Origin of the sequence: Nannocystis punicea (genome assembly GCF_026965555.1) — a bacterium.
GTDB classification, from domain to species: Bacteria; Myxococcota_A; Polyangia; order Nannocystales; family Nannocystaceae; genus Nannocystis; species Nannocystis punicea.
Genome location: NZ_CP114040.1, coordinates 1,440,071 through 1,461,321 on the forward strand (window position 1 = coordinate 1,440,071; position 21,251 = coordinate 1,461,321).

A 21,251-nucleotide genomic window follows, 5' to 3' on the forward strand; every position below is an offset into this window, starting at 1 on the left:
ACATCGAGGTTCGGCGCGGGTTGTAGGCCGGCGTATGCGACAGCTTCCATTTGTTCTCTTCCCTGCGTTGCTCGCGGCATGTCCCGGGGCTCCTGGCGATACGACCGCGACCGCCACCACCGACGGCACGGCCTCGACGACGACTGGCACCGCCGATACGACGAGCACGCCATCCACCACGGCGCACGAGCCGACCACGACGAACCCGGGCACCGAGACCCAGGGGAGCGTGACGAGCGTCGAGTCGACCACGACGGACGACCCGACGGCGGTCGATCCGACGACGCTCGACACGACGACGACGCTCGACACGACGACGACGCTCGATACGACGTCGAGCAGCACGACGACGCTCGACACCACGACGGGCGAGACCACCGTCGCGGACACCAGCACGAGCACGGACACGACGGACACCGGCGTCTCCGGTGATTGCGTCCCCGGCGACTCGCAGACCTGCTACAGCGGACCGGGCGGCACCGAAGGCGTCGGGAAGTGCATCGCCGGCGAGCGGCAGTGCCTCCCGGACCAGACCTGGGGGCCGTGCGAGGGCGAGGTGGTGCCGGCGCCCGAGACCTGCGACGAGGCCGGCGACGAGGACTGTGACGGCGCCGACCCGTGCGTGGGCGACGGCGCCTATGCGTGGGGTCTGACCTTCGGCGAGGGCGGCAACGACGAGGGCGAGCGCGTCGTGTTCGACGGCGCCGGCAACCTCGTGCTCGCCGCGTGGGGCGACGGCCCGATCGATTTCGGCGGCGGTCCGCTGGTCAACGCCGGCCACGACGTGTTCCTGGCCAAGTTTTCGCCCGCGGGCGACCTCCTGTGGGGCAAGCGCTTCGGCGACGCGAGCGCCCAGGGCGGCCCCAACTACGGCCTGGCGACCACGCCCACCGGTGAGATCGTCCTGGCCGGCGGGTTCGTCGGCGCGATCGACTTCGGCGGCGGTCCGCTGCAGAACCCGTCGCAGTTCAGCGATCTCTTCCTCGTCAAGTTGAACGGCGACGGCGGGCATGTGTGGAGCAAGTCGTTCCACTCCGGGGGCGGAGCGGGGCCGTCCGATCTGGCAGTCGCCAAGAATGGGGACATCCTGGTCACCGGCAATTTCCGCACCTCCCTCGACCTCGGCGGTGGCCCTCTGGCCAGCGCCGGCGAGACAGACATCTTCGTCGGCAGGCTCACGTCCGCCGGCGCGCACGTGTGGAGCCGGGGCGTCGGCGATCCGACGGACCAGGTCGTCTCCGGCATCGACGTCGATGCGACCGGCAATGCTTACGTGACCGGGTGGTTCCACGGCACCATCGACCCCGGGAGCGGTCCGCTCGTCTGCGCCGGCTCCGACGACATCTTCCTGTTCAAGCTCGACCCCACAGGCGACGCGGTGTGGGGCAAGCGCTTCGGCGACGCGGGCGCCCAGGACGCCCGCGGCGTGGCGGTCGACGGCAAGGGGCGCGTCACGATCACGGGTGCTGCCGATGACGTCGACTTCGGCGGCGGCCTGCTGGACGGACCCTCGGTCATCAGCTACCTCGCCCAGTTCGACAGCGACGGGGCGCATCTGTGGAGCCGCGAGCTCTGCGTCGACAGCTCGCTCGCCGAGGACGTGGCCACGGACGGCCTCGACAACATCCTCGTCACGGGTACTTTCAGGAACACGTGCGAGCTCGGCGGCGTCCCGCTCGTGTCGGCCGACAAGTGGGACGTGTTCGTCGGCAAGTTCAGCCCGGTGGGGCAACACGGGTGGAGCAAGCGGCTCGGGGGCGCTCAGGACCAATTCACCGCCAATGTCGCCGGGTCGGCCGGGGGCTCCGTCGCCGTGACCGGCACCTTCTACGGCGGCATCGACCTCGGCAGCGGCGTCGAGGCCCCCAAGGGCGGCCGGGACGGCTTCGTCGTCGTGTTCGATCCGTGAGCGGTTCGACGCGAGCAACCTCGGCAAGTACGCGACGATCGGCGTCGAGCCGGGTCGGCGCCCGCGGATTGAATGCGTATAGTACAGAAGGACATGGACATTTCGCCATGTCCTTCGGCGCTATCGATGAGGTCGACCGGCAGCGCCGCGTCTGAACGCGGCCCGCGCGATCAGGGCACGTTGGCGGTGCCCGGGGTCGGGGTGGCGACGAACTTCCAGTCGACGCCCATCTGGTTGGTGTCGATGCCGTTGGGGATCCGGCTCAGCGAGCCGGGGTTGTTGCTGGAGTCGGCGAGGTTGGCGGGCATGCCCTCGACGAGGTCGAAGGGGCCGACGCCCATGAAGGTCACGCCGGTGATCGAGCCGGTGTAGGAGAGGGCGTCGATGTACTGCTTGCTCGGCACGTGGACCAGCGCGACGCCGTCGGGCGCGCCATTTTGCAGGATGTTGCTGATGGCGCTGGTGATCAGCTTGAGCTGGCTGCCGGGGACGGTCGTGTCGCCCCAGATGACGACGAGGTACTGCCCCGCGTTGAGGGTGGGGAACGCCGCGCCGAGGTCGACGGGCGAGTAGGACTGCTTGTTCGCACCATTGATCGGCACGAGGTGATAACCCGCGAGGCTCACCGGGCCGCTCGAGACGTTCAAGATCTCCACGAACTCCGCGGTGTCGGTGCCAGGCTGGTCGTAGTCGACCTCGTTGATCACCAGGCACTGCTTGGGGCAGGGGCCGCCGCAGTCGACGCCGAGCTCGCCGGCGTTCTGGATCCCGTTGACGCACAGGCCGAGGGTGCAGCTGTTGGTGCAGGCGTCGTCGTTGTTGGCGTTGGCGTCGTCGCACTGCTCGTGGCCGGCCCAGACGATGCCGTCGCCGCAGGTGGCGGGCTTGCAGGCGTTGGTGCAGGCGTCGGTGGCGACGTTGTTGTCGTCGTCGCACTGCTCGACGCCGGCGTGGAGCAGGCCGTCGCCGCAGCTGGCGTCGACGCACTCGAGCACGCAGGCGTCGGTGTCGTCGGTGTTGCCGTCGTCGCACTGCTCGACGCCGGCGTGGACGAAGTCGTCGTGGCAGGCGGCGGACTTGCAGGTGGCGAGGCAGGCGTCGCTGCTCGACAGGTTGCCGTCGTCGCACTGCTCGCCGGCGCCGGCCTGGACGAAGCCGTCGCCGCAGGCGGGGAGGGTACAGGTGAGGGTGCAGGCGCCGGTGTTGTCGTTGGCGACGCCGAGGTCGCACTGCTCGCCGGGCTGCTTGAAGCCGTCGCCGCAGGTGGCGGGCTTGCAGGCGCTGGTGCAGGCGTCGTCGTCGTCGTCGTTGCCGTCGTCGCAGCCCTCGCCGGGGCCCTTGTCGCCGTCGCCGCAGAAGTTGGCGAGGCAGCCGGCCTTGCACGCCTTGCCGGGGCCGTTGTTGGCGCCGTCGTCGCACTGCTCGACGCCGGCCTGCACGAGGCCGTCGCCGCAGGCGGCGTCCTTGCAGAGCAGGGTGCAGGCGCCGGTGTCGCTGTTCTGCGGGCCGAGGTCGCAGCCCTCGCCCTCGTTCGGCTGCTCGAAGCCGTCGCCGCAGGCGGGCAGCTTGCACAGGTCGGTGCAGGCGTCGTCGTTGTCGCCGTTCTGGCTGTCGTCGCAGGCCTCGCCGGGGTCGAGCACGCCGTTGCCGCAGGCCTCGAGCGTGCAGCTCGCGGAGCAGCCGTCGCCCGGATCGACGTCGCCGTCGTCGCAGGCCTCCTCGGGGCTCTGGTCGCCGTCGCCGCAGACGTTGAGCTTGCAGTCGGACTTGCACGCCTTGCCGGGGCCGTTGTCGCCGCCGTTGTCGCACTCCTCGTCGCCGTCGCCGGTGGCGAAGACGTGGCCGTCGCCGCAGACCGCGAGCTTGCATTCACTGGTGCAGGCGGCGGCGTCGGCGTTGTCGGGGCCGTCGTCGCACTCCTCGCCGATGCCGGCCTGCAGGTGGCCGTCGCTGCAGGCGGCCAGGGTGCAGGTCTCGGTGCATTCGTCGGTGCTGTCCATGTTGCCGTCGTCGCACTCCTCGCTCGGGCCGACGATGGCGTCGCCGCACGAGGCGAGGGCGCACATGTTGTTGCAGTCGTCGTCGTCGACGTCGTTGCCGTCGTCGCAGCCCTCGCCGGGTCCCTTGGCCCCGTCGCCGCAGACGTTGTTGGTACAGTCGGCCTTGCAGCTGTTGCCGTCGGCGTTGTCGGCCCCGTCGTCGCACTCCTCGCCAGGGCCGGCGTCGCCGTCGCCGCAGACGTTGAGGACGCAGGCGGCGCTGCACTGCTGGCCCGGCCCGTTGTCGACCCCGTCGTCGCACTCCTCGCCGGCGTCGAGCGTCCCGTCGCCGCACACGCCGTCGCCGCCGGTGGTGTCGGGTTCGCCGGTGGTGGTGGTGGTCGTCGTCGTCGCCGTTTCGCCGGTGGTGGTCGTCGTGGTCGTGGGGATCGTCGTGGTCGGCGGGGTCGTGGTCTGCGATTCGGTGGTGGTCTCGGTGCCGCCGCTGCTACTGGTGGTGTCGGTCTCGGTGCCGCTGGTGGACGGTGTATTCGGGCAGGCGGTCAGCCACAGGCAGCCGGCCAGGCCGAAGCTCCAGCGCCGCGGCGCCGAGGGGCGAGAAACAGAGCGAGCTATGCGTCGAATGGAATGCATCGCGCGGACGCTACCACAGCGAGGTGTGGCCGCCGGCCGGCGGTCCGCCGCGGAACAGGACGGCGATCGCAGGCGGGGGCCCGCAGTCGTGGTCGCGCGACGATGACGGCGTCGCGACGCGCTCGCGAGCCGGGCCCCGGTGCGGCTAGCGACACGATCTCGGCCGCCCGATCGTGAGATCGCGGGGCGTCTCGGGCGAGATCGATCTGCCTGCTGCGCCATGTCATGCCAGTCGCTGGAGTGAGGAGGTGGCCGCGACGACGGCGCGAGAATGGTTCGCGTCAAGGCGGCGATGCCATCAATCCGGATCGTGCGAGCGTCCGAGCGTTCGACGTCGGCGACCAGGTGTCCGATTGGGTGGAGAGCCGGACGGCGACGTCGGCGACCAGGTGTCCGATTGGGTGGAGAGCCGGACGATCGTGCGGTTCGACGACGGCGTCGAAATCGTTAAAGGGCCTCGTGGGCGGCTCGGCGGCTTTGCAGGTCCGCTGAACGACCGAGGTAGGGGCTGCGCAGGCGGTTGCGCGGGCGGACCGACGGCGGGCGCCGATCGGTGTCCGGTGGAACAGGATCGAAAGCGGTCGGCGCAATCGACGGTCGGCGCATTGTCGGCGATCGGGCGTCACCGACGGCACCGGGAGCGATCGGCGTATTCGGCCGCGGCTCGTGGTATCCGCCGGTGCTTCCCCTCGGGGCGCGTCACGACGACGCGATGGCGTAGCCGTCGGAAAAGGAGCGAGAGGGTGGTTGACGATGATACGTCGCGCGACTGAAATGTGTCGGTCCGCACGCGCTGGCGCCGTCGCAATCGCGGACATGTGTACTGCCAGGCCCAGCCTGCCATCGACGCATTCCTGCGCCGGCGGACGCGGGCGCGAGGCCGGCGGCGCTGCGGCCGGTTCACCCCCACGCCGGCCGGCCGCAGACGGCCGCGCTGGCCCCGCGTGAGGCGAGTATGATTCGCCGCCGCTGCGTCGGCGGGTGAGCGGGGCGTCGTGAGCGTCGTTTCGACCGATGGGATCGCGGACTTGCGGCCAATGAGCGTTACGAACGATCGCGCGGCAAACGAAAGGACGATGATGGAATCGAGCCACGTCAAGTTCAGCGTCTCGCACCTCACGGCGCAGGCGGTCGTGCACGCCGTGATCGAGCGTGCGCGAGCGCTCGGGGTGCCGCAATCGGTGGCGGTGCTCGACGCTCGCGGGCTGGTGCTGGCGCTGTGTCGGATGGCCGGGGCGCCGCTGGTCAGCATCGAGACGGCGCGGAGCAAGGCCCTCACCGCGCTGTTCGGGTCGTCGGCGCCGGCGGACGCCGAGGCGCTGCCGCCGGGGGTGTCGCGCCTGCCGCGATTTTCGTCAGTCGGCGGCGGGCTGCCGATCGTGAGCGGCGATCGCTCGATCGGCGCGATCGGGGTCAGCGGCGGGACTGCCGAACAGGACCTCGAGTGCGCGCACGCCGGACTGGCCGCCGTGCACGGGGCCTCGGCGCCGAAGGGTCACGACGGCGAGGTCGCCGGGCGCCGCTCCGGCGGCGCGGACAGGCGCTGATTCGGGGCCTCGCGGGCCCCGTCCGCGGGAGCTCGGGCGCAGCGGGCCGCCCGAGGCGGGGAGCTTTCAATTCAAGATCCTCGTCGCCACGAGCATCATCATCCGCCGCTCGTGCTCGATGCCGTCGTCGCGGCTGTCGGCGCCGAGCACGGGATCTCCATCACGCGCTCCTGGGTCCGCGGCATGTCCTAGAGGACATGACCTATGAGAAATGTTCTCAAGGCCATGTGACTCGGCCCTGGCGCTCGAACCACCAGTAGAGGCCGCAGAAGACCATCGAGTTGAGGACGGTGTCGCCGAGCTGGGGCCGCAGCTCGGCGGGGCTGCACAGGACGATCTCGATGTCCTCGCCCTCGTCGAAGGCGGTCTCGCCGGTGCGGCGGCAGCCCTCGGCGAGGACGGTGAAGCAGCGGTTGGCCTGGAAGGCGGCGTTGGGGGCGACCTCGCCGAGGCGGACGATCGAGGCGGCGGAGTAACCTGTCTCTTCGAGCAGCTCGCGGGCGGCCGCCTGCTCCGGCGTCTCGCCCGGCTCGATCGCCCCGGCCGGTAGCTCGAGCTCGAAGCGGCGGGTGCCGTGGCGCCACTGGCGGACCAGGACGAGCTGACCCTCGGGGGTCAGCGCGATCAGGTTGACCCAGTCGGGCGCGTCGAGGGTGACGTACGGCCGCAGGCTGCCGGTGCGCGGGTGCTCGGCCTCGACCTCTTGCAGGCGGAAGATCGGGGTGGTCGCCAGCTCGCGGCTCGCCCCGTAACGGAAGGGCTTCAACGTGGTCACGCGGGTGCTCCGCCGCCGACGTTAGCACGGGCCCGAGGTGCGCCGCGGCGGGCGAAGTCGCGGCGCCGTCGCGCGCCCGCGCCGCGCGATCACGCGGCGGTGCTGGTGCCGCGCAGGCGCGCGGCGAGGTAGCGGCACGAGTCCCAGGCCATGTAGGCGTAGCCGAGCAGCCACGGCAGGTTGGGCGCGTAGAACAGGAAGAACGTGTAGGGCGACTGGTACCGCATGTCCGGGTAGCCGGTGACGTGCGCGGCCCAGAAGTAGAGCACCACAGAGTAGGCGAGGTACGAGCCGACCACGAGCTGCAGGATGTGGCGATAGTACACGCGCTGGACGATCGCCCACAGCAGCCAGACGTTGACGATCTGGGTGATGAACACGTTGATCTGCTCGAGCCCGATCGCCATCGGCGTGACCCGGTCGAAGTAGGCCCGGTCGGCGTCGCCGTAGATCTGGAACAGCCGGGCGAACAGCTCGTGGTCGGCGCGGGCGACCAGGCTGTCGTTGTAGACGATCCAGTAGAGCTCGAGCGAGAAGGCGATGCAGAGGAAGAACGCCAGCAGGCCGATGATGACCCGGTCGCTCGTGGACATGGTGTCTGGGGTGGACATGGCCGGCGCAGTCTAGAGGCCCGGCGCGCGCGGCGATGCCGACCGGATCACACCGCGATGCGCGGTGAATCCCGATGGACACGCGTGGATCGCCGTGCATCGCGCGACGGACGTCCCGCTCGCTGCAGGCTTCGCGGCGCGAAGCGGACGTAGCGAGGCTCAGCGCGGGCGGGTCACGTAGGTGACGTCGGCGATCGCGTCGGACAGCGCCTGGTAGCGCTCGGCGAACCGCGCCTCGACGTTGAGGGTGCCGCGGCCGGTGGCGGCGTTGTAGAAGCTGCTCTCGACGCGCGCCTCCTCGGTCTCGTTCGGCAGGCGGACGAAGCCCTCGAGGAGGAACTGGCCGGTGTGTTCGGCCTCGCGCCTGAGGCCCGTGACGCGGACCAGGAGGGCCGCGCCCGGCTTGTCGCCGTAGAGCTCGACGGTGCCGCCCGCGGGCAGCGCGAGCAGCTGCTCGGCGCCGGGATTGGCCGGGTTGGCGGGGTTGTTGACGATGTCGATCGACTGCGTGGCCATGCGACGGATGGTAGCAGCGAGCGCCGGCGGGCGACGCGGCGGAGTTGTTTGCGGATCCGCGCCCGCGCCTCGAGGGCTATGCTCGGGCACGTGGTCGCGGTCCACCCCGAGGCGTTCTTCCAGCTGCCGCTCTACTTCGACCTCGGCGCGACGCTGCTGTTCGGCCTCAGCGGGGCGCTGCTGGCCGCGCGCCGCGGCTACGACCCGGTCGGGCTGTTCGTGGTGGCGCTGGTGACGGGGGTCGGCGGCGGCCTCTTGCGCGACGGGCTGTTCCTGCAGCAGGGCCCGCCGGTGTGCGTGCAGGACGGGCGCTACTTGCTGGTGGTGCTGATCGCCAGCGTGGCCGGCTACTTCTTCGCGGCGGCGCTCGACCGGATCCGCGGGCTGCTGTTCGTGGTCGACGCGATCGGCCTCGGCACCTACGCGGTGGTCGGGGTGCAGAAGTCGCTGGCGCTCGGCCTCGGCGTCGGCGCGGCCAGCTTCGTCGGGGTGCTCAACGCCGTCGGCGGCGGCCTCCTGCGCGACGTGCTGGTGCGCGAGGAGCCGTTCCTGTTCAAGCCCGGCGAGTACTACGCGCTGGTCGCCGGCGCCGGGGCGTCGCTGTTCTGTCTGCTGACCGTGGCGCTCGAGTGGCCGGCTCCGCGGGCGGCGGCGGTGGCGATCGCGGTGACGTTCGCGCTGCGGGTGGTGTCGCATCGCCTCGGCTGGACGACGGCGCCGGCGCGCACGGGCCCGCACCCGCGCGTGGAGGCGCCGCTGCGACCGGACCAGGAGTGAGCGATCAGCTGACGGGCAGGTCCTCGCGCGCAGTCCACCACGTCGGCAAGCCGCCGAGGTTGTCCGCCTGGATCGCGTCGTGATCGACGTGGATGCCGTGGACGAGGTCGTTGGGCGGCCCGAGCTGCAACATTTGATAGCCGCGGGTCTGGACGTCGACCTGGGTGATGCCCGACTTCCAGTAGTTGCGGAACTTGAAGCCGCGGTACAGCTGCGCGCTCGTCAGCGGCAGGCGACCGACGTAGAGCCCGGGCGTGAAGCCGGCCGCCGCGACTGCGGCGTACCACGCGTTGCCGTAGGTGAGGATGTTGTTGGGCGGGGCGTCGGGGTCGACGCCCTCGACGTCCGTCCACACGGTGAGCCGCGGCGGCGCGCCGAGCTCGGCGAGGTGCCGCGCCGCGAGGGCGCCGTCGCTGCTGCCGAGCGCCGCGGTGGGCGACCAGCCGGAGCGGCGGACGTGCTGGACGATCATCAGCGCCAGGCCGGCGCCGAGGATCGCCTCGACCTCCGTGCGCGAGATGTCGGACTCGCCCTCGGTGGCGCTGTGGCTGACGTAGCGCACGCAGAAGCGATAGCCGTCGGCGACGAACTTGCGCGCGACGTCCGGCGCGACGACGACGTTGGTGTCGAACCCCCGCGCCGCCGCGGCGCTCTCCACCAGCCCGAAAAGATCACTCATGCAGAGCTCCCCCTCGCGTCATGATGCGACCGGCGAGGGCGGGCGCGTCAAGCCGCGATTGCGCGCAGGGGCGCCGCGCGCGGACGAACGCGGGAGCGAGGCCGGTGCGAATCGTCGTTATCGCCGGCGCGGCGGCGCTGCCCTCATTGGGGGATCGGCGGCGGCGGCTCGAAGCCCTGGACGATGTAGACGCGATCCTGCCCGGCGCCCCAGGTGAGGAACATGAAGTCGCCGGTGAGCGGCTCGAAGTAGGCGCCCCACGGGTTGGGGAAGTCGAGGTAGAAGTCCTTGCGCGACTCGGGCAGCGGGTCGCCTTGGTCGTCGACCTGGTAGACGCCGACGGTCCCGGCCGACCACTCGGAGACGATCAAATGGTCGACCTCGAAGCCGGGCGAGCCGTCGGGCACGTAGGCGAAGCCGCCGGGGCCGAACGGGAGGGTGGCGACGTGCTGGGCGCCCGCGAGGGTGAAGGTGTTGCCATTGGCGGCGCGGTCGAGGTGATACCATTTGCCGCCGGACCAGGTGATCGTGCGCATGCCGCCCTCGTCGACGAAGCCGGGCGGGACGAAGCCGAGCCCGCTGACCGAGCTCTCGACGCCGAGCGCGGTCATGTCGGTGGTGACGGCCGGCATCATCTGGCCGGGCAGCAATTGACCGATCTGGTTGATCGGCCAGGCGGTGTAGAACATCAGGCCCGACTCGACCAGCGCGAGGTTGGCGTCGACGTAGGGCGCCTCGGCGACGACCTGGGCGATGCCCTTGAAGTTGACGATGTGGTCGCAATTGCCGCGCACGACCTCGATCGCCCACACCTTGCCCGTGGAGGCCTCGGAGTCGCCGGCGATCAGGAGGATGTCGGGGTTCTCGTTGGAGATCGCGCAGCCGCCGAGGCGCGAGTCGGTGGGGATCCCGGGGACCTGGCCGAGCTCGTAGGTCTTGTAGAACTCGGCGAACTCCGGCGCGAGCACGACGTCGGGCCCGGCCGGGATCGGCGGCTCGTCGCTGCAATCGACGGGCTCGCCGGTGGTGCCGGGATTGGCGGTGGTGCCGGAGGTCGAATCGTCGGTGGTGAGATTGGCGGTGGTGCCGGTCGAGTCGCCGGTGGCGCCGGTGGTGGAGCCGGTGACGCCGGCGGTCGTCGTCGCGGTCGGGCCGGTGGTCGGCTCGGCGGCGGTGGTCGAGCCGCTGGTCGCAGCGGTGGCGCTCGTGCCGGTGGGATCGCCGGCGGGCCCGCCGGTCGGATCGCCGGGCGGCTCGCTGGTGTCCGTCGTCATCATGCCCTGATTGCCAGGACAGGCCGCGACGGCCAACCCCGCCAGCGTCACCCCGATCGCCGTGTGCCTCTGCATCGCCCGCGAGTCTACGCCAGGCTCCGCGCATGGCCGCCCATTCGCCCGCAAGCGGGGGATTGGCGGGAAAATGGTCGTTGTGGTCTCGGTCCCCCAGTGGTCCGCGGGGCCGGCGTTCATTGCATCATCGACAGACACGCGGCGGCGAGCGCCGCGTGGTGCTCACATTGATGAGCCGCGAATGCGATGAGAGGATGAGCGGTGCAGGTCGTCCTCGCGAGGCGCGGACAGGTGTCACACCGGACGCTCGTCGGAGCGCGGCTCGCCGTGGATCGCGGGCCGCGCAGGGGGCGAAGCTCGCATCTCCGGAGCTGCGCCGCGCCCGGCCGATCGGCGCCGCGTGGCTTGCGAGGGCCGCGCAGGGCCGCGATCGCGAGGGCTCGGCGAGCACGTCCGCGAGGGCGCGATCCAGCGCACGGCGGCGCGAGCGAGCGAGTGTGTGAGGGCGACAGATTCATCGCTGCGTCGCCGGTATCCGCTGGGCGCCGAGCGACATACAGGCCGCCGTGGCGCACCGCTGCGAGATTTTCGTTGACGTGGCCGCGGACCTGGCCTTTTTATGGCGGGGTGCGCCGCAAGGGTCGCTGTCTCCGCTTCGCATTCATGCTCTCGCTCGCGATTGCGGGCTGTCACAGGGAGTCGTCGCAGCCGCCGCCGAGCGATGACTCGTGCTTCGGCGCGCAGTGTGTCGAGCAGGCCGAGGCGGCCATGTTCTACAAGGATTACGACAACGCGCGCGAGCCGTTGAAGGCGGTGTGCGAGAAGAACGACGGGTTCCAGTGCTTCCGCCTGGCGGAGCTGTACCAGAACGGGCGCGGCGGGCCGGTCGACCTGCCCAAGGCGGCGGAGGTGTACGAGAAGTCGTGCGCGGCAGACTACCCGGAGGCGTGCGAGCGCCGCTCGGACATGGCGCGCGACGGCACGGGGACGCCGGCGATCGAGCTCGAGTACGCGATCAAGGCGTGCACCGGCGGGCGACCGGCCGCGTGCACGCGGGCGGGCCAGCAGCTGAGCGCCGGCCGCGGGGTCGAGGCCGATCAGACGCAGGCGATCGACCTGTATCAGCAGGGCTGCAAGCTCGGCGACATCGACGGCTGCACCGGCGTCGGCGACATCCTGCTCGCGCCGGACAGCTCGGCCGAGGCCAAGATGCGCGGGGTGACGGCCTACATCAACGCGTGCATCGGCCACAGCGCGTACGGCTGCTTCAAGGCGGGCCTCGCGTTCCACGACGGGACCGGCACCAAGCGCGACGTCGTCAAGGCCGAACAGCACTTCGCCCGCGCGTGCGAGTGGCAGCACGACGACTCGTGCCACGTGGTCAAGCAGCTGGCCGAGGCCGCCGGCAAGCCGGTGGAGCTCGAGCTGACGACGAAGGCGGCGGAGCTGGGCGCCGGCGGGCTCGAGACGCGCGACGTGTCGTGCCGCATGAGCGAGCAGGGCGTGCCGGCGCTGGCGAAGGTGATCGCCGGGGTGGCGAAGAGCAAGGATTCGCTCGACTCGTGCGCGAAGGAGGGCGCGGCGATCGCCGTCCGCTGGGCGTTCGAGGACGGTAAGCTCCGCGAGGCCAAGGTGGTCGGCAAGGCGCCGAAGCAGTTGAAGGAGTGCGTGTCGTACGTGCTGCGCAAGAAGGCCAAGTACGCGCGCACGGGCACGTGCCAGGCGGTGCTGCTGGTCGGCGATCCGGACGGCGCGGCCAAGGCCCTGGCCGCGCGGGCCAACGCGCCGGTCGACGACGGCCGGAAGCACATCCGCATGAGCCACGAGGACGAGGAGTAGCGCGCTCGCGTCCGCCACGGCTCGCGCGTTCGCTCCGCGGATGAGCCTGGTTGTGGTACGGCCGACGGCGGGGTACCGTCGGCGAATGAGTGGCTTGCGACTCCACCCATTCCTGGCCGCGCTCGCGCTGCTGGCGGCGTGCTCCGACACGGGCAAGGACACCGACGGCGACACGACGACGACGACGACGACGAGCGGCGGCACCGCGGCGACGACGAGCGGTGGCGGCACCGAGACGACGACGGGCGACGACACCGAGGCGACGGCGAGCAGCACTGCGCCGACCGGCAGCACCACGGTGATGCCCGATCCCGACTACCGCCGCGAGTGCCAGGCCGGCGACTTCGTGTGCGACGATTTGGGCTGCGAGGAGGTGACGATCCCCGACGAGTGCTACAAGCGGTGCACCCCGGACGGCGAGGTCGGCGGGGTCGACAGCGAGTGCGACGAGCCGGAGCGGCCGTTCTGCAGCCAGGTCGGCCTGGCCGACGGCGGCGACTTCGCCTGCAACGCGTGTGTGCACATCTGCAAGGCGGAGTCGGAGAATTGGTGCGACTTCGCGGCCGACGAGTGCCAGTAGGCGGATGAGCGCGACGCGGACGTCACGGCTGCGTCTGCAGGGCTCGCGCGCTCACCCGTGATTGGGCGGGGGCGCGGCCGCGGTACGCCGGTTGCACGGCGAGCCGCATGCGCTTCGCCTCGTTCTTCGCCGCTCTCCTCGTGTCCATCTCTGCCTGTACGTCCCGCGAGCCCGGCACCGGCTCCGACAGCGACGCGACCTCCGAGGCGACGAGCGGGACGGGGACGGGCTCGAGCAGCACGGTGGCGAGCACGGTGGAGGCGAGCACGTCGGAGGCGAGCAGCACGGAGGCGAGCACGTCGGAGGCGAGCAGCGAGCCGACCGGGACCGGCAGCACGACCGCGGACCCGAACTACGAGCGCGAGTGCCAGCCGGGTGACTTCGTGTGCCATGATTGGGGCTGCCAGGAGGTGACGAAGGAGGGCGAGTGCTACAAGCCGTGTACGCCGGACGGCGAGATCGGCGGGGTCGACAGCGAGTGCGACGAGCCGGAGCGGCCGTTCTGCAGCCAGGTCGGCCTGGCGCTCGGCGGCGACTTCGATTGCAACGGCTGCGCCCACGTCTGCATCGCCGAGCCGCTCAACTGGTGCGATTACGGGACCGATCAGTGCGAATGACGATGTCGTGAGCCATTGTCGCGATATGCCCTTTTGGGCATGTTCTTGGAGACATGGTCGCGCCGAGCGGCCGCGGGTGCGGGGGCGGACACCCCCGAGGGGATTCCCGCGCGCGGGCGGGCGTGGCTCGCGGTATGAAGGCTCCGTCGTGCCGCGTCCACCGCTCACCGTCGTCGTCTGCCTCGCCCTCGCCTGCGCCCCCGAGGCCGTCCAGGGCACCTCCACCGAGACGGCGGGCACGGACGACGCGGGCACGGCGACCGGCGGCGACTCGGAGGCAGGCACTGCGCCGACGTCGACCGCAGGCGGCGTGTGCGGCGACGGCCAGGTCGACCCGGGCGAGGCGTGCGACGACGGCAACGACGCCGACGACGACGCGTGCACGCAGACCTGCGCGCTGCCGAGCTGCAGCGACGGGCTCAAGGACGGCGACGAGAGCGATGTCGACTGCGGGGGCGACTGCTCACCGTGCGCCGACGACTCGACCTGCCACGAGGCGGCCGACTGCGCCTCGGGCGTGTGCGCGGGCACCTGCGTCGGACTCTACGCCAGCTGCCTCGAGCTGCACGGCTGGCAGCCGAACCTGCCCGATGGGATGTACGGCATCGACCCGGACGGCGACGGCGTGGCGGTCGAGGTCTGGTGTGACATGATCGGCGGCGGCTGGACCGAGGTCGCGCGCGAGACGATGGAGGCGCCGAGCGGCTGGAGCGCGGGCGCTGCGGGCAGCTGCGGGGCGCTGAGCGACCACCTGCTCGGCGGCGCGGGCCAGTTCGGCGCCGGCGCGACCACCGAGAAGACCTTCAGTCTCATGGGCGTGCCGCACATGGCGGTGCGGGTGATCGCGCAGGCGATCATCGTCGATTCGTGGGAGGCCGAGACGCTCCGGCTCGAGATCGACGGCCAGGCGGTGGCCTCGGGGGTGTGCTCGCAGGGGATCCCCGGCAGCTGCGGCAACATGGACAGTCAATGCGGCGACCCGAATTACAAGGAGGGGAAGCTCGAGCTCAACGGGATGATCGACCTGCCGGGCGACGCAGCGACGGTCCGCTTCTCGAGCACCCTCGACCAGGGCCCCGAGGACGAGGCGTGGGGGATCGACGCGGTGTCCGTGCGCGTGAAGTGAGCCGCGCGAGGATGAGTTTTAAGGACATGTCACCGAGGACATGTCCTTGTGGTCATTCATACGAGCTCCGGCGCCAGCGGTCGGAGCGGCTGCCGCCCATCTCGAGCGCGAGCGAGGTGAGCTGCGAGCTTCGGATCACGTCGACCCACGCGGGCGGTCACCTCGTCGCCTTTGACCCGGCGAGGGCCGGCGGTCGGCCCCTCACTCTTTCGGATCACCTGTCTCTGCGCGGACATGTACCGCCTGCAGCATCAGCGGCGCGCGCATCGGTCGCGTCGTCAGGACCGCCATGCGCCGGCTCCTCTGCAGATCCCACGAGGGTCGCGGCTCGCCGAGGCTCGCCAGCAGCCACAGCTCGTCGCGGCCGAGCGCCACCACCCTGAGCGGCGTCAGCGGCTCCGGCCTCGCCAGTCTCTGCTTCGGCTCCGGCACCTCGATCGGCGCCAGCGGCACCGGCTCCCACTGCCCGGCCGTCTCCTGTGCGGGCGGTGGCCGGCGGTGCAGTCCGCGATCGTTGGTCAGCCACAGCGTCCCGCCGACCGCCTCGGTCAGCGACGTCACGCAAGCGCCGTCCGGCAGCGCCTGCGGCTGCCACGCCCCGTCGGTCAGGCGATCGAGCGACGGCACTTTTTCCTGTGTGCAGCGGGCGACGTAGAGCCGCGCGGGATCTCGGCCCACCACCATCGGCCGATCGCGATCCGCCAAGTCCGGTCGCTCGCGGTCCGGCGGGCGCGGGAGCTCCGTCCATTCGCTCGCGCCGGGCGACCAGCGCAGCAGCGACGGCTCACCCCGCTGCACCACCAGCGACCCGTCGGCGAACGCCAGCAGGTCGACCGCGACGGCCCCCGGCGGCAGCGGCGGCCACTGCGTCGCGCCGCCGTCCAGGCGATCGACCGTCGTCCGCGGCACGGAGCCCCGCTCCTGCAACCAACTCAACCCCATGTCGCTTTCGCCGAGGTTGTAGTCGAATGCGAAGCCGCGCACCGCGATCGGCGTCCCGTCGGGCAGCGCCGCATAGGCGCTGTGGTACTCGTCGAGCACCGACGCGCCGGCCAGCGGCGTCCGCGTCCACGCCGCGCCGTCCCACCGCCACGCCGCGAAGTACACCGCGGCACGGGTCATGCGGGTGAACCCCGTTACGAACGCCAGGTCCGGCCAGCGCCCGCCGATCGGCCCCGACATTCGGCCCGGCCAGCCGCGGGCCCACGCCGGGTCGCTGCGCAGCGGGCCCTCGCCGGCCGGCGCGAACGCGACGACCGCGTCGCCGTACACCGCCACGCCCTCGTCGGCCATCACCGCCAGCGCCAGCGAATCGTCGTGCAGGGCCGCCAGGTACATCCCGCCGGCGGGCCGCGGGATGTCCTCGGGGACAGGCGGCGCCTGGTCCTCCTTCGAGCTGTCCTTGGGGACAGGCGGCGCCTGGTCCTCCTTCGAGCTGTCCTTGGGGACAGGGCCCGTGCTCGACGTGCACCCGGCCGCGAGCGCGCACGCGAGGAGCCGCCGGAGGATCGCCATCCGCGCAGCTTACCACGTCGCTCGGCCGTGTCTCGTGGGGGCCGCTCCGCGGTGGCGAGCCCGACGCGCTCCAGGCGTTCGCGCGTCACGCAGAGATGGGCGCGACCCACCTACGTCCGCGTGAACGCGCTCGAGCTCGCGCGCGAGGTGATGGGCGGGCTCCTGTCGACCGTCACCCGGGACCGCGACAGGTCACCGCCGCGCCCCTGGCGGGCTGCGGGCAACCGTGGACATTGCCCGACAGGGGCCTCCTCGCGCCTCGCCGGAGCCCGGCGCGAGGGCGGGTCGAGAGGCTCCTAGTACATCCGGCCCGAAGTTCTCCAGGGGTTGCTAGGCCCTCTCTGCAAGGGTCCAGCCGAAGTTGCCGAGGAGCAGCTCGAGCAGTTCGTCGCGAGAGGCGCGGAAGGGTGTTGGTTCCCAGCGCCCGGTATGGGTAGCCATCTCCAGCTGCCACAAGTTGGCGGCGAGACGGCGCAGGCGCGCGTGCGGGATCGGATCGTGGGTGGGGCCGGACTCGAGGGTGATGAGCGGGGCGCGATGCCGGACACGGATATGTGCGAGGCCCTGGTGTTGGCGCAGGAACTGCTCGACAGCGCGAGCGTCATCATCCGATTTCGCAGCGGCGTTGCGGGTGGTGCGTGGACGGCTCATGCGGCGTGGTGCCGCTGAGTGTGGACGAAGTGACCGCGGAAGGTCCAGTTGAACGGGTGCGCTTCGTCGCTGTTCCAGCGCCGGATGAAGCTCATCACGGCGCGGGGCAAGGCTCCGGCGCAAGGAAAGTCGGCGTAACGAAGGACGCGGCGCTGCAGCAGCGAGAACCAGATCTCGATCTGGTTGACCCACGAGGCATGGATCGGCGTGTATACGAAGTGGAAGCGGTCGCCGTGACGCCGGTTGAAGCGAGCCCAACGCTGGTCCGCACCCTCATAGTGGATGTTGAGGTTATCCCAGACGACGTAGAGCTGGCCGGTAGGATATTTGCGGGCAAGGCTCTCCATGAAGTCCAAGAGGTCCTCGGCCCGTCGTTGCGGCTTGCACTCGCCCAGGACTTCACCGGTGCGGACGTCGAAGGCCGCGAACAACGACCAGGTACCGCGGCGGACGTACTCGAACTCGAAACGGCCCGCGCGGCCGGGCGCGGGGAGCTTGCTGGGAAATCTCCGTCCGAGCGCCTGCATGCCGGTCTTCTCGTCGACGCAGAGCACATGAGCTCCGTCCGGGGGATGATGGTAGAGATCGCAGATGCGCTGAACCTTGCGACAGAAGTCGGGGTCGGGGCTGTGCAGCCAGAGCCTCATCTTGTGCGGCCGGAAATCCTCGTTGCGCAAGATTCGCCCCACCTCGGACACGCTGAGCCCGACACCTGTCTCATGAAGCAGGCGCCTTGCCAACGTCGCATATGTCCACGTCGAACGGGTCTGCTGGCCATGCCTGGCAGGCTTGTCACAGGCGAGTTTGATGAGCTTGCAGCGTGTCGCCGGCGATACCCGAGGAGGTCGCCCACTTCGCGGACGATCCTCGAGCGTCACGACTCGCCCATCACGCGCGAAGCGCCCACGCCACCCCCTCACCGTGTCCACGTGGCAGCCCAATCTCCGCGCAATCTCCTGGTTTGAGTGCCCTTCGGCAGCGAGGAGCACGAGCCTCGCCCGGAGTACGAGGCGTGCCTCGGCGCGGCCACTCCGGGCCAGCACCTCCAGTTCGTCACGGACCGAAGGTGCCAAACGAAGCCGTTGTGCTCGTGGGCCTGGCACATCGACGAGATCGTTTTCGCGCCTCGCCTATTCCACCGCCTATACCGCCCTGGCGATGGATCCAGGACAGAACCCCTGGAGAACTTCGGGCAGGCAGTACTAGCGACGGCGGCGGCGGCCGGTGAAGCCCAGGATCGCCAGGCCGGCCAGCAGGGCCCCGGCCCCGCCGTTCGCGTCGTTGCGGCAGCCGCAGCCGCCGTCGTCGTCGCCGGCCGAGCCGGTGTCGCTGTCGGTGTCCGTGGCGTCGCCGCCGGTCGCGTCGGTGGTGCCGAGGCCGCCCTCGGTGGTCGGCTGCGGGCCGCTGGTCTCGGTCTCGCCGTCGCTGTCGACGTTGCCGGAGGTCGGGCCGTCCGTGGTCGGATCGGCGGTCGTCGGACCGTCGGTGGTGGGGTCGTCGGAGGTCGGACCGCTCGTGCCGGGATCGTCGCCGGTGGTGGAATCGTCGCCGGTGGTGGAGTCGTCGGTGGTGGTGCCCTCGTCGACGCCGAACTCGTAGGCGCCGATGTCGGGCGCGCCGACGACCGGGCGCGACTCGGTCTGGGTCGGGTGCAGGTACTGCGAATCGGGGATCAGCAGCGCGTCGAGGGCCTCGCCGGCGTCGATCCCGGGCGCCCCCTCGAGCAGGTGATAATCGTAGCCGGAGCGGTCGACCAGGCCGGCGTCCTCGGTCTGCAGGTTGCCGAGGTCGACGATCTTGGTGTTGGGGTCGCCGGTCTTGATCGGCGTGCCGGGGCCGACGAACAGGTTGTTGTAGACGTTGACCTCGGTGCCGGCCGGGGCCTCGACGAACGTCGCGTTGGGCGCGCCGTCGTTGACGAAGGTGTTGTGGCTGACGTAGAGCCGCAGGTCGGGGTTGGTGCCGCCCTCGCCCTTGTAGAAGACGATGCGGTACTTGTTCTCCGCCATCGGCCCCTTCTGGATCAGGTTGCCGATCACGTACGAGAGGCCGCCCTGCGGCAGGTCGATCAGCGCCGAGCCGTTGCCGTCGGCCTCCTCCATCAGGCGGTTGTAGACGATGTGGTTCTCGAGCGCGCGCGACTTGAGGGCGTGGCCCGACTTGGCATGGTGGGTGTAATTGCCGCGGAACACGAACTTCGGTGCGGTGCCGATGTAGACGTTGTGCTCGTAGCCGGCCTCGCCGTTGTAGGCGAACTCGGAGTACTCGATCGTCATCAACCCGTCGCCGGCGAGGATGCCGTTCTGGTTGTCGTGGAAGTAGCAGTTGCGGACCGTCAGGTCGGTGCCCTGGGCGCGGATGCCGGCGCCGTTGTTGCCGTCGCCCTCGCTGATCTTCGCGCCGGAGAACTCGAGGTTCTCGACGGTGACCGGGCCGACGCCGAGCTCGACGACGAAGATGCCCTTCTTGTTGGGCGGCGGCACCGTCGCCTTGAGGTGCGGCCGCGCGTCGCCGACGCCGCGGATCGTCAGGTCGCCGACCTTGATCGACGAGATGTCGTCGATGTATTCGCCCGGATCGATCTCGATGACGTCGCCGCTCTTGGCCGCCGCGACCGCGTCCTTGACGGCCTTGTACTGCTTGTCGGCGCCCACGGTGAGGGTGGCGGCCAGCGCCAGCGACGGCGCGAGCAGGCCGAAGACCGCGCCGCACGCCGCGGCGGTCGAATGGTGCGCGTAATTGAAAGGTGTACGCATGGGTCGAACTCCGGCCTCTCGTGTGCCCGTCCGACCTCCCGACGTCAAGGCTCCCCGTTCGTGGGAGACGCGGCGCGATCGGGGCCAGGGCCGCTTCCTGAGGCCTTCTCGACCCCAGGTGCGGGCCGCGGGGGGCACGCGTGTGCGCGCGTCGCTCGTGTCCCGAGAGTCATATCATATGTCCCCGGGGACATGCGGGAACGCCGCTCAGTCGGCGCCGTACATGACGCGCCAGACCGGCTCGAATACGTACAGGTCGGCGTCCTTCGGGGACGAGCCGCCGGCCTGGGTCGAGCCGTGGCCGTCGCCGGTGGGGGCGGAGGTGACGAGGCGGTGCGAATCCATGTAGGGCGGGGCGGCGCCGTCGACGACCACCGGCTCGCCGGGCAGCATCATGTCGGCGAAGCTCTGCAGGTGGCCGGGGTGCTGGTCATCGCCCGTGTGGGTGAAGCCCCAGAAGCGGTCGATCGGGGTCAGCGGGTCGCCCTCGAGCCAGGCCTGGTTGCTGTCGAGCGGGCCCGACAGCATGACCACGCGCTCGACCGCGCGGTTCATGCCGATCACGCCCGAGCTGCTGGCGCCGTGGGAGATCCCCGAGATCACGATCTCCGACCAGCGCGGCTTGCCGTCCTCGATGAAGTACTGCCAATCGCCGCCGGGGTGCAGCGTCTGCAGGTGCCCCAGCATCTTGACCACGCGCGTCTCGATGCTGTCCGGCGGCGGGATGTCGATGAAGTCGTGGTGGTCGACGCCCTCGAACGCCTCGAGCCGGCAGCCGCCGATGTCGTCGCCGCAATTGCCGACGCCGTAGTCGCTGACGTAGCACGGGTGGATCACGTGAAAGCCCATGCGCGCGAGCACGACCCCGTGCGCCTGCGAGCCGCAGGTGGTCGGCTGGCCGGCCCCGTGCAGGTACACGACCAGCCGGCCCTGCAGCGGCACCGTGGTGTCGAGCTCGGCGAGCTGGGCGCCGAGCGCGAGCGCGGCCGCGGGGTCGGCCTCGTCCGGCTTGAACGAGAACTCGTACAGCTGCGGGTCGGACACGTCGACGTTCGGCCCGCTCGGCATGGCCTCGGTGGTGGTGCCGGTGGTCGTCGTGGTGTCGTCGGCGGCGGTGGTGGTGCCGGTGGTCGGCGCGTCGCCGGTGGTCGTCGGCGAGGTCGACGTCGAGGTCGTCGACGTGGTGTCGTCGGCGGCGGTGGTGGTGTCGTCGCCGGCGGTCGCGGTCGAGGTGCCCGTGGTGTCCGTGGTCGAGGTCGTGGTCGAGGTCGTCGTCGTGTCGGTGGCGGTGTCGACGGGCTCACTGCTGCAAGCGGCGAGCAGCGCCGCCGCGCAGATCGATCGCGTGCGTGGCATGCGGCGAATATGCCAGAGAAGGCCGCGCACGGGTGCGCAGGGCTCGTCGTGGTCTCACCGAGCTCGCGCCAGTGC

General features: G+C 70.9%; 19 protein-coding genes. 8 read left to right on the forward strand and 11 right to left on the reverse strand.

Features of this window, described 5'->3' with window-relative positions:
- Positions 1–34: 34 nt before the first annotated feature.
- Positions 35–1,909, forward strand: a complete 1,875-nt coding sequence (locus tag O0S08_RS05540; RefSeq protein WP_269037950.1) for an NHL repeat-containing protein — start codon at positions 35–37, stop codon at positions 1,907–1,909.
- A gap of 170 nt (positions 1,910–2,079) precedes the next feature.
- On the opposite strand, the gene O0S08_RS05545 is transcribed toward O0S08_RS05540, so the two are convergent.
- A complete protein-coding gene (locus O0S08_RS05545; RefSeq protein ID WP_269037952.1) occupies positions 2,080–4,245 on the reverse strand; it encodes a lamin tail domain-containing protein in 2,166 nt (721 codons plus the stop codon).
- A gap of 31 nt (positions 4,246–4,276) precedes the next feature.
- Here O0S08_RS05545 and O0S08_RS05550 point away from each other — a divergent pair, with 31 nt between their 5' ends.
- Together O0S08_RS05550 and O0S08_RS05555 are read left to right on the forward strand one after the other, a co-directional pair.
- Positions 4,277–4,648 carry a hypothetical protein gene (locus O0S08_RS05550; RefSeq protein ID WP_269037953.1) on the forward strand — a complete coding sequence of 124 codons (372 nt, stop codon included), beginning with the start codon at positions 4,277–4,279 and terminating at the stop codon, positions 4,646–4,648.
- A 970-nt stretch (positions 4,649–5,618) separates the two neighbouring features.
- Positions 5,619–6,089 carry a GlcG/HbpS family heme-binding protein gene (locus O0S08_RS05555; protein ID WP_269037954.1) on the forward strand — a complete coding sequence of 157 codons (471 nt, stop codon included), beginning with the start codon at positions 5,619–5,621 and terminating at the stop codon, positions 6,087–6,089.
- 217 nt (positions 6,090–6,306) lie between these two features.
- Here O0S08_RS05555 and O0S08_RS05560 read toward each other — a convergent pair whose 3' ends face one another.
- From O0S08_RS05560 to O0S08_RS05570, 3 genes are all read right to left on the reverse strand, one after another.
- The gene (locus O0S08_RS05560; protein WP_269037955.1) at positions 6,307–6,864 is read right to left on the reverse strand and encodes an NUDIX hydrolase; all 558 of its coding nucleotides are present in this window, start codon (positions 6,862–6,864) and stop codon (positions 6,307–6,309) included.
- An 89-nt stretch (positions 6,865–6,953) separates the two neighbouring features.
- Positions 6,954–7,475 carry an EXPERA domain-containing protein gene (locus O0S08_RS05565; RefSeq protein WP_269037956.1) on the reverse strand — a complete coding sequence of 174 codons (522 nt, stop codon included), beginning with the start codon at positions 7,473–7,475 and terminating at the stop codon, positions 6,954–6,956.
- Between the two features lie 159 nt (positions 7,476–7,634).
- Positions 7,635–7,991 carry a hypothetical protein gene (locus O0S08_RS05570; protein ID WP_269037958.1) on the reverse strand — a complete coding sequence of 119 codons (357 nt, stop codon included), beginning with the start codon at positions 7,989–7,991 and terminating at the stop codon, positions 7,635–7,637.
- Positions 7,992–8,081: 90 nt separating this feature from the next.
- On the opposite strand from O0S08_RS05570, the gene O0S08_RS05575 reads away from it, so the two are divergent.
- Complete coding sequence (locus O0S08_RS05575; protein WP_269037959.1) at positions 8,082–8,768, forward strand: trimeric intracellular cation channel family protein; 687 nt, start codon at positions 8,082–8,084, stop codon at positions 8,766–8,768.
- A 4-nt stretch (positions 8,769–8,772) separates the two neighbouring features.
- On the opposite strand, the gene O0S08_RS05580 is transcribed toward O0S08_RS05575, so the two are convergent.
- Together O0S08_RS05580 and O0S08_RS05585 are read right to left on the reverse strand one after the other, a co-directional pair.
- Positions 8,773–9,447, reverse strand: coding sequence for a glycoside hydrolase domain-containing protein (locus O0S08_RS05580; RefSeq protein ID WP_269037961.1), 675 nt, complete (start codon positions 9,445–9,447; stop codon positions 8,773–8,775).
- A gap of 143 nt (positions 9,448–9,590) precedes the next feature.
- The gene (locus O0S08_RS05585) at positions 9,591–10,796 is read right to left on the reverse strand and encodes a hypothetical protein (protein ID WP_269037962.1); all 1,206 of its coding nucleotides are present in this window, start codon (positions 10,794–10,796) and stop codon (positions 9,591–9,593) included.
- Positions 10,797–11,504: 708 nt separating this feature from the next.
- Here O0S08_RS05585 and O0S08_RS05590 point away from each other — a divergent pair.
- The 4 genes from O0S08_RS05590 (at position 11,505) to O0S08_RS05605 (ending at position 14,898) form a co-directional block, all read left to right on the forward strand.
- A complete protein-coding gene (locus O0S08_RS05590) occupies positions 11,505–12,575 on the forward strand; it encodes a tetratricopeptide repeat protein (protein ID WP_269037963.1) in 1,071 nt (356 codons plus the stop codon).
- An 85-nt stretch (positions 12,576–12,660) separates the two neighbouring features.
- Positions 12,661–13,155, forward strand: coding sequence for a hypothetical protein (locus O0S08_RS05595; RefSeq protein ID WP_269037964.1), 495 nt, complete (start codon positions 12,661–12,663; stop codon positions 13,153–13,155).
- A gap of 107 nt (positions 13,156–13,262) precedes the next feature.
- The gene (locus O0S08_RS05600) at positions 13,263–13,772 is read left to right on the forward strand and encodes a hypothetical protein (protein ID WP_269037965.1); all 510 of its coding nucleotides are present in this window, start codon (positions 13,263–13,265) and stop codon (positions 13,770–13,772) included.
- 148 nt (positions 13,773–13,920) lie between these two features.
- Complete coding sequence (locus tag O0S08_RS05605; protein ID WP_269037966.1) at positions 13,921–14,898, forward strand: fibrinogen-like YCDxxxxGGGW domain-containing protein; 978 nt, start codon at positions 13,921–13,923, stop codon at positions 14,896–14,898.
- A gap of 201 nt (positions 14,899–15,099) precedes the next feature.
- Here the strand turns inward: O0S08_RS05605 and O0S08_RS05610 are convergent, their stop codons facing one another.
- The 5 genes from O0S08_RS05610 to O0S08_RS05630 form a co-directional block, all read right to left on the reverse strand.
- Entirely contained in the window at positions 15,100–16,413 is a 1,314-nt protein-coding gene (locus tag O0S08_RS05610) for a WD40/YVTN/BNR-like repeat-containing protein (protein WP_269037967.1), read from the reverse strand.
- A 330-nt stretch (positions 16,414–16,743) separates the two neighbouring features.
- Entirely contained in the window at positions 16,744–17,064 is a 321-nt protein-coding gene (locus O0S08_RS05615) for a hypothetical protein (protein ID WP_269032845.1), read from the reverse strand.
- Entirely contained in the window at positions 17,061–18,167 is a 1,107-nt protein-coding gene (locus tag O0S08_RS05620) for an IS630 family transposase (RefSeq protein WP_308477869.1), read from the reverse strand. The genes O0S08_RS05615 and O0S08_RS05620 overlap by 4 nt, the downstream gene beginning before the upstream one ends.
- A 99-nt stretch (positions 18,168–18,266) precedes the next feature.
- A complete protein-coding gene (locus O0S08_RS05625) occupies positions 18,267–19,820 on the reverse strand; it encodes a right-handed parallel beta-helix repeat-containing protein (RefSeq protein ID WP_269037969.1) in 1,554 nt (517 codons plus the stop codon).
- A gap of 207 nt (positions 19,821–20,027) precedes the next feature.
- Positions 20,028–21,176, reverse strand: a complete 1,149-nt coding sequence (locus O0S08_RS05630; RefSeq protein WP_269037970.1) for a BPSS1187 family protein — start codon at positions 21,174–21,176, stop codon at positions 20,028–20,030.
- Positions 21,177–21,251 lie beyond the last annotated feature (75 nt).